This window comes from Methanosarcina baltica (assembly GCF_055394095.1).
In genome coordinates this window covers 2,430,966-2,445,929 of record NZ_AP042463.1, presented here as the reverse complement: position 1 = coordinate 2,445,929, position 14,964 = coordinate 2,430,966, and the positions used below count along the sequence as shown (strand labels likewise).

Sequence of the window (14,964 nt, the reverse complement as noted above, 5' to 3'; positions counted from 1 at the left end):
TTCACTTTTGAAAATAAAGGAAGTTTCTCACCTCAGTTCCCGAAAACCTGGCAGAGCATAAGTACGGACAAAACCGCAGTTAAAGACACGTATAAATAAAACAGATGCCTAATTTCAAGCATGGGAAGGAATAAGCGTTTAATCTGGCTCAGTCTCGTATTTCTGGGGTTGATAGCGGTATTTTCAGCGGTTTTTTCTGCGGAATTTATCCAGGCCCCCGCCGAAAACCAGGCTGCGGACGGGATCGGCTTTGAAACAAATGGAATCGAGTCAAACGGGATCGAGTCTCATTTAAGTATGGTGGCAAGGGCCCAGCCTGCAAACCCGATTGATATCTTTAGTTCGGATCTTGGAAAACTTGGGGGAGCCACCGAGGTTACGGTCTATAACCAGAACCTGGCCCTGGTAAAGGAGAAGAAGGAACTTGAACTCGAAACCGGGGTAAACCATATTGAGTATACGGACGTGGCCTCCCGGATTGACCCGACTTCCGTAATGTTTGAGGATACCAAAAACAAAAACACGGTCGTGCTCGAACAGAACTATGAGTACGACCTTGTAAGCACCTACAAGCTCCTTGAGAAATACCTTGGAAAAGAGATTACGATAACCGAGACCCAGGGAGATGCCTATACCGGAACCCTGCTAAGCTACTCCGGGGGCGCCGTGCTCCAAAAAGAAGACGGGACTGTGGTAAGCCTGAACGAGATCTCAAAGGTCGAGTACCCGGATGCCGCAGGGCTCCTTACAATGCCCACCCTGGTCTGGGAGATCTATTCTCCTGTGGCCGGCAAAAGGGATGTTTTGACCTCCTACCTGACCGGAGGCCTGGACTGGCAGGCGGACTACATCTTCAAGGCGAACGCCGATGACACGAAAGCCGATATCACAGGCTGGGTCAGCCTCGATAACCGGGCAGGTACGACCTTCGAGGACGCGAAACTGAAACTGGTCGCAGGCGAAGTCCACAGAGTCTATGAGGCTCCTCAGGTGATGTACGACTACGCGGTTGCAGAAGAAACGGCCATGGTAGCCCCGACTGAGGAAGGCTTTGCCGAAGAGGCCCTTTTTGAGTATCACCTCTACACCCTCGACCGGCCCGCAACCCTCAGGAATAACCAGATCAAGCAACTCGCCCTCCTTTCCGCAGATTCTGTGCCCGTGGAAAAGGAACTGATCTTTGATACCCGGAAAAGTGATAAAATACAGGTCGTCCTGAACCTGGAAAATTCGGAAGCAAAAGGCCTCGGGATGCCTCTGCCCGCAGGCACGGTCAGGGTTTACAAGGCCGATTCCGAAGGACAACTCCAGTTCCTCGGAGAAGATAACATAGACCACACCCCGAAAGACGAGGAAATTGAGGTTGTTATCGGAAACGCCTTCGACGTCACCGGAGAAAGGACACAGACCGACTATAGCCGAGTCAGCGATGACGTAAGAAGAGAAAGCTACGAAATAAAACTCAAGAACCATAAAACCGGGGCCCAGAAAGTTACAGTCGTGGAGCACTTTTACGGGGACTGGGAAATCCTCAAGAATTCCGACGAATACGAGAAAACAGACGCTTTCACGGCCGAATGGAAGGTAACGATCCCTGCGGACGGAGAAAAGAATGTTACCTATACGGTTGAAAACCGGTAATGAAACGGGCCGTCGCGGCTAATAAGAAGCCTGGAACCCGTACATCAAGAAACTTGAAAACCCAGAACTCAAAAATATTCGCAAAAATCAGAGGAGAGGGGCCTGATACCCTATCCAGGACAATATTTTTTAGTTTAGAAATTTTTGTTTTTTGGAATGATAAGCTGATTTTGGGCATAACTACGGATAAGTTCGCAGTTAAAGCCAGATATAAATAAAACAGTTCCATATCCTCTACTATGGAATCTAGAAATCGCTTCTTATGGCTAATTCCCTTATTTCTGGGATTAATAGTCCTATTTTCAGCTCTTTTGCCCCAGATTTCCGTGGAAAACGGGCAGACAGGTCAGCCTGAACTGGCTGTAAACGGCATAGAATCACATTCGAGTGTTATCACCGGAACCGGGGTTTCCAATCCCCTCGCTTTCCTGAGCGCAAAAGCCGCAGGACTTGAAGGGGATACAGAAATTACGGTCTATAACGGAAACCTGGCCCTGGTAAAGGAGAAAAGAGAACTTGAACTCAAACCCGGGGTCAACCATATCGAATACACGGACGTTGCGGCCCGCATTGACCCGACATCCGTCATGTTTGAGGACCCGACGGATAAAAACACTGTTGTGCTGGAACAGAACTATGAATACGACCTCGTGAGTAGCTCGAAACTCCTTGAAAAGTTCCTCGGAAAAGAGATCACCGTAACCGATGCGGAGGGCACGGACTACACAGGCACCCTCTTAAGCCAGGACGGGGGCGTCGTACTCCGGCAGGAAGACGGAACTGTTGTGGCTCTGGACAAACCCTCAAAAGTCGAGTTTCCGGACTCGGCGGATCTCCTTACAAAACCCACCCTGGTCTGGGAAATCTATTCCCCGACTGCTGGCAAACGGAATGTTCTGACCTCCTACCTGACCGGGGGCCTGGAATGGGAAGCAGACTATATTGTAAAAGCCAGTGCAGACGATACAAAAGCTGACATAACAGGCTGGGTCAGCGTCGAAAACCAGGCAGGAACAAGCTACGAAGATGCAAAACTAAAACTGGTCGCAGGCGAAGTCCACAGGACCGCAACCCCCCAGCCCAAATATGCCATGGCGGAAGATAACGAAATGATGTACGCCGGAGCAGCCAGGGACAGTTTCGCCGAGGAAACCCTTTTTGAGTACCACCTCTACACCCTTGAAAGGCCCACAACCCTCAAGGACAGACAGATAAAACAGATCTCCCTCCTCTCCGCGGACTCTGTTCCCCTGGAAAAAGAACTGGTCTTCGATACCCGGAAGAGCGATAAGGTACAGGTCTACCTGAAACTGGAAAACTCAGAAGAAAAAGGCCTTGGAATGCCTCTGCCCGCAGGCACGGTCAGAGTCTACAAAGCCGACTCCGAAGGCCAGCTCCAGTTCCTCGGAGAAGATAACATAGACCACACCCCGAAAGACGAGGAAATTGAGGTTGTTATCGGAAACGCCTTCGACGTCACCGGAGAAAGGACACAGACCGACTATAGCCGGGTCAGCGATGACGTAAGAAGAGAAAGCTACGAAATAAAACTCAAGAACCATAAAACCGGGGCCCAGAAAGTCACAGTCATGGAACACTTCTATGGAGACTGGGAAATTACAAAGAACTCTGACGAATACGAAAAAACCGACGCATTCACGGCCGAATGGGTAGTAGCGGTCCCGGCAGACGGAGAAAAGACCGTTTCCTATACCGTTGAAACAAGATATTAAAACCGATCTTCCGCAGGTGCTTTCAAGAGAATAACATGTTTAAAACTGTCGTTTTTGGGCAGAGCCCAAAAATGTCAACTATTATTCCAATATTCCAATTTTTACTTTCAAAAAACAAAAGCGGAAACCCTCAGAAAAATCACAAAATTGATGAACACCAGATCTGACAGCCCCCTCACGTAACAAATACTAAATATCAGGTAATTTAAATGGAAGAGGGGGACTATTGGAATTGGTTTTGTCAACAATTATTCTTGTTTTTAGTCTGGTGACATTTGCAGCTATTCACAGCCTTACGGCAAGCCTGCCCTTCAAACGCTTCATCATACGAATCGTGGGTTCCAGGGCAGAAACATTGTATATGCCGGTATACAGCCTCATTGCAGTGCTAACGATAGCGCCACTCGTCTATCTGCTCTACAAAAATCCGGGGCCTATTCTCTATATAGTACCTTCCCCCTGGCGCTGGCTGATGGTCGGAGGACAGGTGATTATGGCAATCATTGCCCCCAAAGCTATGCTGGATGCCCCCCACAGATTCAAAATACGCTCACAACTTGCTGCCCCAAAAACTCCCGAAGCAAGAGGGGCCCTGAATATCCGGGGCATTTACCGCTGGATAAGGGACCCCTTCCTGCTCACGGGACTGATCATAATCTGGCTCACTCCCTTTATGACCGTCAATCTGCTTGTCATATACATTTTGACCACTGTATACCTGTATCTGGGGTCCCTGCACTGGGAAAAAAGACTGGTGTCACAATTTGGTGACGAATACCGGGAGTACCAAAAACGGGTTCACAGGATAATTCCTCATTCATGGGAAAACAATTAAAAAAAAATAGTTGCATTGGACATTATACGCCAACAACCTGTCTCTTCAGTTTAGACAATACTTCGCTTAGCCTTTTTCCTCTACTACTGCGATTCCAAATTAAATTCATAAACCCGGAATATTGAGATCGGCCCGCTGATCATAGAATATCCCATTAATCTCGACCTAAGATTTAAACCACGGAACACACGGAACACACGGAAAAAAGAACGCCGGAAAGATACTATTTATGGTTGCTCTGGCACTTTTTAAGTTTTCCAATTATTAGTGCTTGAGCGAGCGAAACAGAACAGCTTTTTTAGTCCACTTGAGCGAGAAAAACAGGACAATGTTTTTACTCAGCTTTCAAAGAAGAGCTATTTTTGCCTTGATTTGCCACAAAAATCAGTGGCAAGGAAGATCCGTTAAAAAAAATATTTGTAAGGCCTAAGTTCTAAATTACATTTAAAAAGCCTATTGTATCTGTTTTTTGAAGAAATATCTTTATATACGTAGAACCTAAATTTATATCATGGTTTTTTTAAAACAGAAAATAATCAACGGTAAAAAATACTGGTATATTATTAAAACTGGCAGAATTGATGGAAAAGTGAAAACTATATTTCAGATATATTTAGGCAATGCCGAAAAAATATTTGAAATGAAAAAACAGAGTGAATCATTGCCCTACATGAAACTGAAATCTTTTGAGTACGGCAAACTTGCCGCACTTCTTCATGTGAATGAAGAGCTTGGATTCGTTGACATAGTGAACAAGCACACTATGAAAAAATCAATCGATGGTTTAAGTGTCGGAGAGTATCTTTTACTTGATATAGTGGGGAAATCTCATGGAGTTTTAAGTGAAAACGGTATTGGGGAATGGTTCAAAAAATCGGCCTTATCTTTTAAGTGGAAATTCCCTCATAAATTAAATTGTCAGAATTTTTTGAATCATATGAATTACATTGATTCCGACACAATGAAAAATATTGAAGACGATTTGTGCCGAGTTCTCATCGAAAAAGGACTAACCCCTTCAGTACTGTTTGTGGATGAATCAAACTGGTTCACTTATGCTACCAATTATGATGAAAAAAGTGAATTGCTTCATAAAGGGTATAACAAAAAGCATCGTAAAGACAAAAATCAGGTATCTGTAGCGCTGGCTGCTAATGATTACAACTTACCTTTTATTCACGAGACATATCCAGGAAATGTGCATGATTCAGAGGAATTTTCAGGTCTGGTTGACAAAATAGTAAACCGTCTAACCGAATTGAATATTTGTTCGGAAGACCTTGTTCTTGTTTTTGATAAGGGAAACAATTCAAAGGACAACATTGAAAAAGCAACTTCAAAGATGAATTTTGTAGGGGCTGTAAAAGCAAATCAGGCAGATGATCTTCTTGAAGTGCCATTATCTAAATATCAATTTTTATATGAAAGCTCAGAAGGCCACAAAATTTATGGCTATCGGACAAAGCATCAGTTTTACGGGACAGAATTTACAACAGTAATTACTTTCAATGAAGGAACTCACAAACTTCAAAAAAGAACTTGTGAGTCAAATATGTCAAAAATAACTGAGAATCTGGAAGACCTACAGAGGAGACTGGAAAGCAACAGAGGAAAAGCAAGAAACAGGAGCAGTGTAGAAAAAGAGGTTGCAGACATTATTATCAAAAAATACAGAAGTATGGTGAAATATGAAATTACTGATGCTCCTGAAGGTAAGAAAAAACCTCAGTTAAAGTTCTGGATTGACGAAGAGAATAAAAATAAGCGCGAAAATTCATTAGGAAAAAATATACTATTTACAGATAAGCACCGTTGGCACACTAAAAAAATTGTGCAAACATACAACAATAAAGGCGCTATAGAGGATGATTTTAAGCTATTGAATGATCACCTGCTTGTCCCTGTGGGACCGGTGTACCACCACAAAGATGAAAATATCAAAGTTCACGTATTTCTGTCTATAATTGGCTTACTTTTCTACAGATATTTAGCCTGGGAGACAAAGAGATATGGTCTTTCTATGAGAAGACTAATTGAAAATTTGTCCGAAATTAGGCTGGCAGTTATCCAGGATAAAGAATCAAATAAGTGTAATATTATTCTGGAAGAGATGAGTACAAAGCAAGCATCATTATTTTCTTTCTTGAACTTGGGTAATTACCTGCCACCCCAATAAAAACGTCATCAGTAGGATTATTCATTCCTTAGGCCCACACAAACAAAGCCGCTTGATAACGGAAAAACATGCATCTTTGAAAGTAAAGTTTTAGTCTGCTTGAGTGAGAAAAACAGAAAAATGTTTTTAGTCTGCTTGAGTGAGCGAAGCGAGCGAAACGGACACCGTGCTCCCGAAGCGGAACTCGGGTGCCGAAGCGGAACTCGGGTGCCGAAACGGACACCGTGCTCCCGAAGCGGAAAACAGTCTGGAACGGTTTCCCGCCCGCGACAGTTTAAAAATAGCTAGAAAGATGCAAAATAAGCATTTAAAATAAGTCGTGCATAGAAAAGGGTTTGCAAGATCAGTTACAGAATTATTCTGTAAGCTGAACCCATTTGCAAGATCAGTTACAGAATTATTCTGTAAGCTGAACCCATATGCAATTATCCTTCAAGCACAATTTCAATGCTGATGTCCTTCGGGACCTGGATTCTCATGAGCTGGCGCAGAGCCCTTTCATCGGCTGCGATGTCGATGAGGCGCTTGTGCACGCGCATTTCCCAGTGGTCCCAGGTTGCTGTCCCATCGCCACTTGGGCTCTTTCTTGTGGGTACAACCAGTTTCTTGGTTGGGAGTGGGACCGGACCGGAGATGCTTACTCCTGTTCTTTCCGCGATAGACTTTACCTGATTGCATACCCCATCGAGGTCGGTTGGACTGATGCCTGAGAGTCTTATTCTAGCTTTTTGCATAATTTGTATCCCCGTTAAAAAATAAAAATGGAGAGTGTTTATTTCTGCTTAACACTCATGCACATACCGGCAGCGATTGTCATACCCATATCACGGATAGCGAATCTGCCAAGCTGTGGAATTTCTTTTACGGGCTCAATGACCATTGGCTTTGTTGGCTTGAAGGTCACGATTGCAGCGTCTCCGGCCTTGATGAAGGTCGGGTTCTCTTCCTTGACCTGACCGGTCTTGGGGTCGAGCTTCTTGTCAAGGGAAATGAACTGGCAGGCTACCTGAGAGGTGTGGCTGTGGAACACAGGGGTGTATCCAGCGGTGATTGCGGAGGGGTGCTGAAGGACCACAATCTGGCCAACGAACTCATCAGCTACGGATGGTGGGTTGGAAGTGTGGCCACAGACATCTCCTCTGCGGACGTCGCTCTTTCCGACACCACGGACGTTCCAGCCAATGTTGTCGCCGGGAACAGCCTGTGCAATTTCTTCATGGTGCATTTCAATGGACTTGACTTCTCCGGCTATCCCGGTAGGCATGAAGATGATCTTATCGCCCTTCTTCATGACCCCGGTCTCGACCCTGCCCACAGGCACGGTTCCGATCCCGGAGATGGTGTATGCGTCTTCCACAGGGATCCTGAGCGGGAGGGTGTCCGGCTTTGTAGGTACTGTGAGCTGATCGAGGGCCTGCATGATGGAAGGTCCCTTGTACCAGGGTGTGTTTTCGCTGGACTTGGTGATGTTGTCGCCCTCGAAAGCAGAGGTTGGGATGAAGGAGATATCTTTTGGCTTGAAGCCGATCATCTTAAGGATACCGGAGACCTGCTCGATGACTTCCTTATACCTGTCCTCACTGTATTTGACTGCGTCCATCTTGTTCACAGCAACGATGAGCTGGTTGATACCGAGGGTCCTGGAAAGGAAGATGTGTTCCTTGGTCTGGGCCATTACACCATCAGGAGCTGCAACGACGAGGATTGCTGCGTCAGCCTGAGAAGCACCGGTGATCATGTTCTTGACGAAGTCACGGTGGCCCGGGCAGTCTACAACTGTAAAGTAGTACTTGTCGGTGTCGAATCTCTTGTGAGCGATGTCAATGGTGATACCCCTCTCACGTTCTTCCTTAAGAGAATCCATAACCCATGCAAATGCAAAGGATTCCTTACCCTTTTCCTTTGCTTCTGCCCTGAACTTCTCGATAACGTGAGCTGGAACAGCTCCCGCTTCATACATTAAGCGACCTACGAGGGTAGACTTTCCGTGGTCAATGTGACCAATGACTGCTAAGTTAAGATGTGGTTTATCTGATGCCATATTAAATACTCCTATATTATTTCTGGATGAGTAGCGATATCGGATGTATCCAATATCAGGTAATTACTATATCAACATTGGGGCAAACATCAATATTGAAATAACTCTGCCTATATGTTCTTTATACTCAATATTGACCTGTTTGGTCAGAGCCCTTACACATATTTTCCGCACAGGCAAAAACCAGCCTGAGTTCCAGCGGCTAGGGCTGTTTCACCCCATTATAGACAATCTTACGTTTAAAGTTTTCCAATCAACCGGAAATTTCGCACCGGAATTAATGGGATATATCTGAACCTGATAGATATATTTGAATTTGACGGTTTCCCGAATAAGACAGAACCCTGCCATTCAGGAAGCCGGAGAGCCCGAAAAATAGGAAAAAAGGCTTTAAAGCCTCCGTTCCCCATTGATTGCCCGGAATTGATGCTTTTCTTTTTTCTTTTACGTATTAAATTCAAAGCCCGACGAAGTCAGTAGGCCTGGGCAGGTCTTTCTTAAGGCCCTTTCTTTCCCTGATCTTGGTAACGATATCGACAAGGAGACTTGCCGGCACGATTTCAAAGCCGCCGAACTCCGTACTCCACATGGCACGCCCTTCGGTTGCGGACCTGATTTCCCCGGCAAAGCCGAACATCTCAGCCACAGGCACCCTGCACTCGATAATTGCCAGGTCACCCTCGGTTGTCATGTTCTGGATAACGCCGCGACGGCCCTGCATTTCCTTGGTTGCGCCGCCCATGTTAAGCTGCGGCACCTGGACAAAGACCTTCTGGTAAGGCTCAAGCAGACTGTCTTCTGCAAGGAGCATCCCGGCCTGTATGGCCTGTCTGGCGGCAGGGATGACCTGAGCCGGACCCCTGTGGATTGTGTCCTCGTGCAGCTTTGCGTCCACAAGCACGACTTTGACGTTGGAGACAGGCTCCCTGGTAAGCGGCCCTGCCTTCATGACTTCTTCGAAACCGTCGATCACAAGTTCCATGGTTTCGTTGAGGTACTGGATACCTCTGGTCATGTCGAGGAATATGTTGGTCCCGTAAATGGCGGTGATGGCCTTTGCCTCGTCCTTGCCCATACCGAGTGCAAGGAGCTTTTCCCTGCGCTCAAGTTCAGGCATTCTCATAGAGATTTCGCCGGCCTTGACAAGATCGACAATTTCAGAAGAAAGGGGTTCCACATAGATATAAAATCTGTTGTGCCTGTTGGGGGACTTCCCTTCAACCGGGTCGATTCTATTCTTGACGGTTTCCCGGTACACAACGATGGGCTTACTTGTGATGATTTCCACATTTTTGTCCCTTTCGATCCTATGCCCTATGACTTCAAGGTGCAGTTCACCCATACCGGCCATGAGGTGTTCCCCGGTTTCTTCGTCAAGGGTGATCTGGAGGGTCGGGTCTTCCTTGGCCACCTGTCTCAGAACCTCAACAAGCTTTGGCAGGTCCTTGGTGTGCTTTGCCTCGACAGCCACGGTAACCACAGGCTCACTTACGTGCCTGATGCTCTCAAAGGGAATCATGCCGTCGAGGGTGGTGATGGTCGAACCAACGAATGCATCCTTTAGCCCTGTGACTGCAGCAATATTTCCGGCAGGGATTCTTTCCACTTCAAGCCTTTCGGGACCCATAAAGATACCGACCTGCTGGACCCTGCTCTTCTTGGCAGTGCCTGATGTGTAGACTTCCATACCTCTGGAAAAGGAACCGCTGAACAGTCTTCCGGTTGCAACCTCTCCTGCATGGGGGTCTGTGGAGATGTCCGTTACCATGAATGCGAGGTCTCCGTTGGCGTCCGCCGTTGCCATGGACTTTCCGATAGGGGACTCCTCATCTCCGTGCCAGATAGCTTTAACCCTGTCCTTCTGGGCCTCGAGCGGGTTTGGCAGATGGTGGATAACCATGTCAAGAACAGCTTCGTGCAGAGGGCATTTTTCGCCAAGGAACTTCATGTCCCCGGCACGGCAGCGGTCATAAATATCCCCGAAAGAAATCCCGGTCTTCTGCATCATGGGCACACTGATTGCCCAGTTGTAAAGAGCTGAACCGAAAGCAACGGTCCCGTCTGCGGCATCGACTCTCCATCCGGCCTTGTACTTCTCCTCGTTCATGCTCTTAATGAGCTTGTTCACGTGGTCAATGAGCTTTCCAAGGCGGACCTGCATTTCCTGAGAGTCCACCTGAAGTTCATTGATAAGCCTATCGACCTTGTTGACAAAAAGCACAGGCTTTACATGCTCTCTGAGAGCCTGCCTGAGCACAGTCTCGGTCTGAGGCATGGTACCTTCGACCGCATCCACAACAACAACCGCACCATCCACAGCTCTCATCGCACGGGTAACGTCTCCACCAAAGTCGACGTGACCCGGGGTGTCGATAAGATTGATAAGGAAATCATCTTCCCCATAAGTGTGAACCATGGACACGTTGGAGGAATCAATGGTGATTCCACGAGCCTGTTCTTCCTCATCGGAGTCCATGAACAACTGCCTGCCTGCAAGCTCGTTAGAGATCATGCCGGCTCCAGCCAGAAGGTTGTCAGATAATGTGGTTTTTCCGTGGTCAATGTGCGCAACGATACCGATATTTCGGATCTTTTCGGGGTTGGCCATAAGTGCGGTTACGCGCTCGACCATTTTCTTCCTTCGTCCCATAATAATACCTTGAATTGAACCTTTAAGTTTAGAAATTTGAATATTTGAATTTATGATTAAAAACAAGCGATTAGCCGGATATTCAATAAGACAAATAGCCTGTAAAGCAATAAGTGAACTACCCCTACCTGCCTCCTTTGGAGTCGTGTTAAACCATAGGTTTAACAGGAGTTTCTAATTTTCAATTAGAAACATCGAGGAAAGAGCTTCCTTCGAGTACTTGAATCATCCAGGTATTGGTTCTAAGAACTCAATACCTATCTTCAAGCCTGTTTATCGAAGATTATCGGCAAAGTACCGATAGCCCGTCCACAAGGCATTTTTTTAGAGGGGACTTACGTACCCAAAATAATATAATAATGCCTATTGATTCTTATTTGTTGTATTAGCTATGTACAGGTTAAGAATTCAATAAGCGAAACAATGAATTCCTATGAGGGAAAAACCATAACGGAAAATCCCGATAAAAGAATTCCTATGAGGGAAAAACCATAACGGAAAATCCCGATAAAAGAATTCCTATGAGGGAAAAACCATAACGGAAAATCCCAATAAAGGAATTCCTATGAGGGAAAAACCATAACGGAAAATCCCGATAACAGGAAAACTGCTCGATTAACGAGCTGCCTTTGCGACTCTTTCCTTTGCGTCTTTCCTGTTAATGGAGAAACACTTTGAATCGCGGTTAGCTGCGCCAATTATTTCGGAGGCCAGGCATTCCGCGGCGGAACGCTTGGATTTGAAGGCTCCATTTACGGTACCCATGCTGATGTAGCGAAGAGCGGAGTCAACACGCCTCTGGGGGGCGGTATCCACTGCCTTTGGCACGGAGATTCCACCGTACTTAAGCCTGACAACCTCTTCCCTGGGACCTGCCTGGCCGAGGGCGTTCACAAGCACCTGGATGGGGTTCTGCTGGGTTTTCTTGTTCACAATGTCGAAGGCCTCTTCCACAATCTTGAGGGTGGTCTGCTTTTTACCGGTATTCTGGCCGTTCCTCATGATGTTGTTGACCAGGCGCTCGACAATTGAGATATCTGATTTATGAAACTGTTGTTTGGCGTGTTTCCCACTGGAGTGAGGGATGATTACAGGAGCAAGGCTGATGTAGCGCTTGATTCCAGGGTCCTTGACCTCGACCTCTGTTGGGTCCCACTTTCCGAAAATTTTATACAAAAATAATCATCTCCTGGGTTTTTCCATTCTGCCGATGACCATTTCGTGTAAGCACACGTTGTTTACGGCAATCACTTTGAAGCGTACACCCGGGATATCACCCATGGCACCGCCCATTCTTCCTCCGATCCTCTCCACGGTAACTTCATCGTGTTCATCGATAAAGTTCACTGCTCCGTCCCCTGGACAGAAAGCAGTTACCTGGCGTCCGTTCTTGATAAGCTGGATACGGACACATTTTCGGATTGCGGAGTTGGGCTGCTTGGCTTCCACTCCGACTTTTTCAAGAACAATGCCTCTACCCTGGGGTGCGCCCCCAAGAGGGTCAGCTTTCACGTTCAGACCAAGGACACGCCTGTTGTATCTGGAGTCTTTCCAGCGGGCACTCTGCCGGGTCTGTTTAAGTATATGGGCTGCATACTTTCCATTTGTCATTTTAAATTCTCCATTTGATGCGATCAAATTTGGTTTAAGTGATCAATATAATACTTAGCGATCAGAGCAGTGGCACTCATGGAATGAGTCGTTCCAGCTTTTGGGATCACTGTAAAATCACATCGTCAATGTCATGGTGACGACGGGCAAGCGTTTTTACCTTATCAACGTTTCTGCCGCTTCTTCCTATGGCAAGCCCCTTTTCTTTATTGGGTACCTCTACATAAGCTAAACGCTTGCTATTTTTATTTACGATGTGCACGGAACTAATGCTTACAGGCCCGAAGGCATTTTTTATGAAGGTAACAGGATCGCCTGAGTATTCAACAAGTTCAATGGGCCTGTCAAGGGTATTTTTAACACGGCTGATGTGTTCCGCGTTACGCCCTATGGCAAGTCCCATATCCCCCTGCTTTATGACATAAATAAGCCTGTCCTCTTCTGCAATGCAGTCCTGAACATGGGCCCTGGTCATATTTTCGAATAAGGCAATAAACTGCATACTTTCTGCTGTAAGTTTAATCTCGCCCAAAATGCTGCAACTCCTTCATTCTCAGACGACTGCCGCCAGGATATCGGATTCCCCTACATCAATGATTGCCATTGCTGCGATTGTAAATGGTTTCCCGCATGCCGGGCCCAGATCCACATTTGTTCCTTCGTACACCAGAACAGGGGTCCCTGTTGCCTGGATCTTTGCTATTACGTTTTCCGGACAGTTTGATGCCAGCACCACCAGCTTTGCATTACCCTGTTCCGCTGCATTAATGGTCAGATTGGTTCCGATAATAACGGAGCCTGTTCTCATAACCTTGATAAGTGACTTGTCAACATTAATATCCATTTTCATCAACTCTGTATTCTCGAACTTGAAATATATACTCAATCCTATACCGAGAAATGATTGGCAAACATAACCATATCGAAAGGGATTTCCTGATCACGGTGAATATATGGTACTCTAAATACCTGATTCCTTATATCTATTTTCTGGTTATGAGATCTGCATCCGGGGAAAAACCCCAGAGCCCAAAAACCCCAATAACCGAATGTTTCGGATTTTTATGGGCCTTTATTCAGGGAGTTTTCAACATCCCTTTTCAAAGCCCTCAATCATCCTTTGCTGCCAGAGCATTCGGTCTCTTTTTAGCGACAAGGTGCACATCTCCGGTACCCATACGAATCGGCTGCCCGACAATGATGTTTTCGGTCACACCCTGCAACAGGTCCACATCTCCGCGCATTCCTGCATCCAGCAGATGGTTCACCGTAACTTCGAAAGCCGCCCTTGCAAAGACACTGGCCTTTTCACCGGAAATTCCGTGCCTTCCGATCTGCTTTACTTCTCCGTCACAGGTCATGAGATCCGCCACAAGCATGATGTGCCGGATATCCACAGTAAGCCCCTGTTCACGGAGGGTATCGGTAGCTTCCTTGATAATCGAGTTCCGGGCAGCTTCGATCCCAAGCACCTCGTAGATTTCATTGATGTTGTTTGTGGTCGTCCGGGACCTGTCCACCCCATCGAACTGGAGCACTTCCCGGAGGGCCGAGCCTTCGGTATATAGGGTATATTCTTCCCCTTCCTTTCGGACCACGACCCTTTTGATTCCCTCAACCCCTTTCAGGGTGACATCATGAATACTTTTAGCAAGCTGGAGCAGCTCCCTATAGGAAGCCTCATTTGGGGTTATGACGATCTGATTGTCGATATCCGGGGAGATGGCAACCATCACATTCAGCTCATCGTTGAACTTTTCCTTAACCTGTTCAATTGTGATGTGCCTGCCGTCCATGGCCTTTTCGTGCAAATCGAGAATCAGCTTCATCTGGGAAAGGTCGGTCGTAACGTCCGCGATGTGATCGATTTTAGTAGCCTCAATCTCCCAGGCAAGGATCCGAGTCTTTTCCCTGTTGTAAGCATAGTCATCCGGGTCTTCCTTGGAAAGGGCGATTGTCATCATCGGAGTACTCGGGATTTTCCTTGCGTCCACAATTTCGACCAGACGCGGCAAACCCAGGGTAACATTAATTTCAGCCACACCGGCATAGTGGAAGGTACGCATCGTCATCTGAGTACCCGGTTCCCCTATAGACTGGGCGGCAACGACGCCCACGGCGTCACAGGGCTCGATGCAGGCCACTTTGTATTCATCCAGGACCTGCGCGATGATCTCTTCCATTTGTTTTTTATTGACTCCGGCCTTGAGAACCTCTTCCCGGAGGGTCTTCATAATATTTGCCGGCAGGGGCATGTCTCTGGTCATGATCTCAATA

General features: G+C 46.7%; 12 protein-coding genes. 4 read left to right on the top strand and 8 right to left on the bottom strand.

Going from position 1 to position 14,964, the window contains the following annotated elements:
* Window positions 1-120: 120 nt before the first annotated feature.
* The 4 genes from ACZ5QV_RS10685 (at window position 121) to ACZ5QV_RS10670 (ending at window position 6,385) form a co-directional block, all read left to right on the top strand.
* Window positions 121-1,641, top strand: a complete 1,521-nt coding sequence (locus ACZ5QV_RS10685) for a DUF4139 domain-containing protein (RefSeq protein ID WP_464599804.1) — start codon at window positions 121-123, stop codon at window positions 1,639-1,641.
* A gap of 311 nt (window positions 1,642-1,952) precedes the next feature.
* Entirely contained in the window at window positions 1,953-3,374 is a 1,422-nt protein-coding gene (locus ACZ5QV_RS10680) for a DUF4139 domain-containing protein (RefSeq protein ID WP_464599803.1), read from the top strand.
* Window positions 3,375-3,606: 232 nt separating this feature from the next.
* A complete protein-coding gene (locus ACZ5QV_RS10675; RefSeq protein WP_464599802.1) occupies window positions 3,607-4,209 on the top strand; it encodes a methyltransferase family protein in 603 nt (200 codons plus the stop codon).
* Window positions 4,210-4,720: 511 nt separating this feature from the next.
* Window positions 4,721-6,385 (top strand): IS1634 family transposase, encoded by a 1,665-nt coding sequence (locus tag ACZ5QV_RS10670; RefSeq protein WP_464599431.1) that lies wholly within the window; start codon window positions 4,721-4,723, stop codon window positions 6,383-6,385.
* Between the two features lie 425 nt (window positions 6,386-6,810).
* On the opposite strand, the gene rpsJ is transcribed toward ACZ5QV_RS10670, so the two are convergent.
* The 8 genes from rpsJ to rpoA2 form a co-directional block, all read right to left on the bottom strand.
* Window positions 6,811-7,119, bottom strand: coding sequence for a 30S ribosomal protein S10 (rpsJ, locus tag ACZ5QV_RS10665; protein ID WP_464599801.1), 309 nt, complete (start codon window positions 7,117-7,119; stop codon window positions 6,811-6,813).
* A gap of 38 nt (window positions 7,120-7,157) precedes the next feature.
* Window positions 7,158-8,426, bottom strand: coding sequence for a translation elongation factor EF-1 subunit alpha (gene tuf / locus ACZ5QV_RS10660; RefSeq protein ID WP_464599800.1), 1,269 nt, complete (start codon window positions 8,424-8,426; stop codon window positions 7,158-7,160).
* A gap of 457 nt (window positions 8,427-8,883) precedes the next feature.
* Window positions 8,884-11,076: an elongation factor EF-2 gene (locus ACZ5QV_RS10655; protein WP_464599799.1), complete on the bottom strand. Its 2,193-nt coding sequence runs from the start codon at window positions 11,074-11,076 to the stop codon at window positions 8,884-8,886.
* Between the two features lie 615 nt (window positions 11,077-11,691).
* On the bottom strand, window positions 11,692-12,252 hold the full coding sequence (locus ACZ5QV_RS10650; protein WP_464599798.1) for a 30S ribosomal protein S7: 561 nt from the start codon (window positions 12,250-12,252) through the stop codon (window positions 11,692-11,694).
* A gap of 6 nt (window positions 12,253-12,258) precedes the next feature.
* Window positions 12,259-12,687: a 30S ribosomal protein S12 gene (locus ACZ5QV_RS10645; protein WP_464599797.1), complete on the bottom strand. Its 429-nt coding sequence runs from the start codon at window positions 12,685-12,687 to the stop codon at window positions 12,259-12,261.
* Window positions 12,688-12,793: 106 nt separating this feature from the next.
* Window positions 12,794-13,219: a NusA-like transcription termination signal-binding factor gene (locus ACZ5QV_RS10640; protein WP_464599796.1), complete on the bottom strand. Its 426-nt coding sequence runs from the start codon at window positions 13,217-13,219 to the stop codon at window positions 12,794-12,796.
* Window positions 13,220-13,240: 21 nt separating this feature from the next.
* Window positions 13,241-13,531: a 50S ribosomal protein L30e gene (locus tag ACZ5QV_RS10635; RefSeq protein WP_464599795.1), complete on the bottom strand. Its 291-nt coding sequence runs from the start codon at window positions 13,529-13,531 to the stop codon at window positions 13,241-13,243.
* 265 nt (window positions 13,532-13,796) lie between these two features.
* On the bottom strand, window positions 13,797-14,942 hold the full coding sequence (gene rpoA2 / locus ACZ5QV_RS10630) for a DNA-directed RNA polymerase subunit A'' (RefSeq protein WP_464602087.1): 1,146 nt from the start codon (window positions 14,940-14,942) through the stop codon (window positions 13,797-13,799).
* Window positions 14,943-14,964: the final 22 nt, after the last annotated feature.

Coding starts and splice junctions, on each gene's coding strand:
- ACZ5QV_RS10685 (WP_464599804.1), top strand. CDS start 121: ATGGGAAGGAATAAGCGTTTAATCTGGCTCAGTCTCGTATTTCTGGGG.
- ACZ5QV_RS10670 (WP_464599431.1), top strand. CDS start 4,721: ATGGTTTTTTTAAAACAGAAAATAATCAACGGTAAAAAATACTGGTAT.
- rpsJ (WP_464599801.1), bottom strand. CDS start 7,119: ATGCAAAAAGCTAGAATAAGACTCTCAGGCATCAGTCCAACCGACCTC.
- tuf (WP_464599800.1), bottom strand. CDS start 8,426: ATGGCATCAGATAAACCACATCTTAACTTAGCAGTCATTGGTCACATT.
- ACZ5QV_RS10655 (WP_464599799.1), bottom strand. CDS start 11,076: ATGGGACGAAGGAAGAAAATGGTCGAGCGCGTAACCGCACTTATGGCC.
- ACZ5QV_RS10645 (WP_464599797.1), bottom strand. CDS start 12,687: ATGACAAATGGAAAGTATGCAGCCCATATACTTAAACAGACCCGGCAG.
- ACZ5QV_RS10635 (WP_464599795.1), bottom strand. CDS start 13,531: ATGGATATTAATGTTGACAAGTCACTTATCAAGGTTATGAGAACAGGC.
- rpoA2 (WP_464602087.1), bottom strand. CDS start 14,942: ATGCCCCTGCCGGCAAATATTATGAAGACCCTCCGGGAAGAGGTTCTC.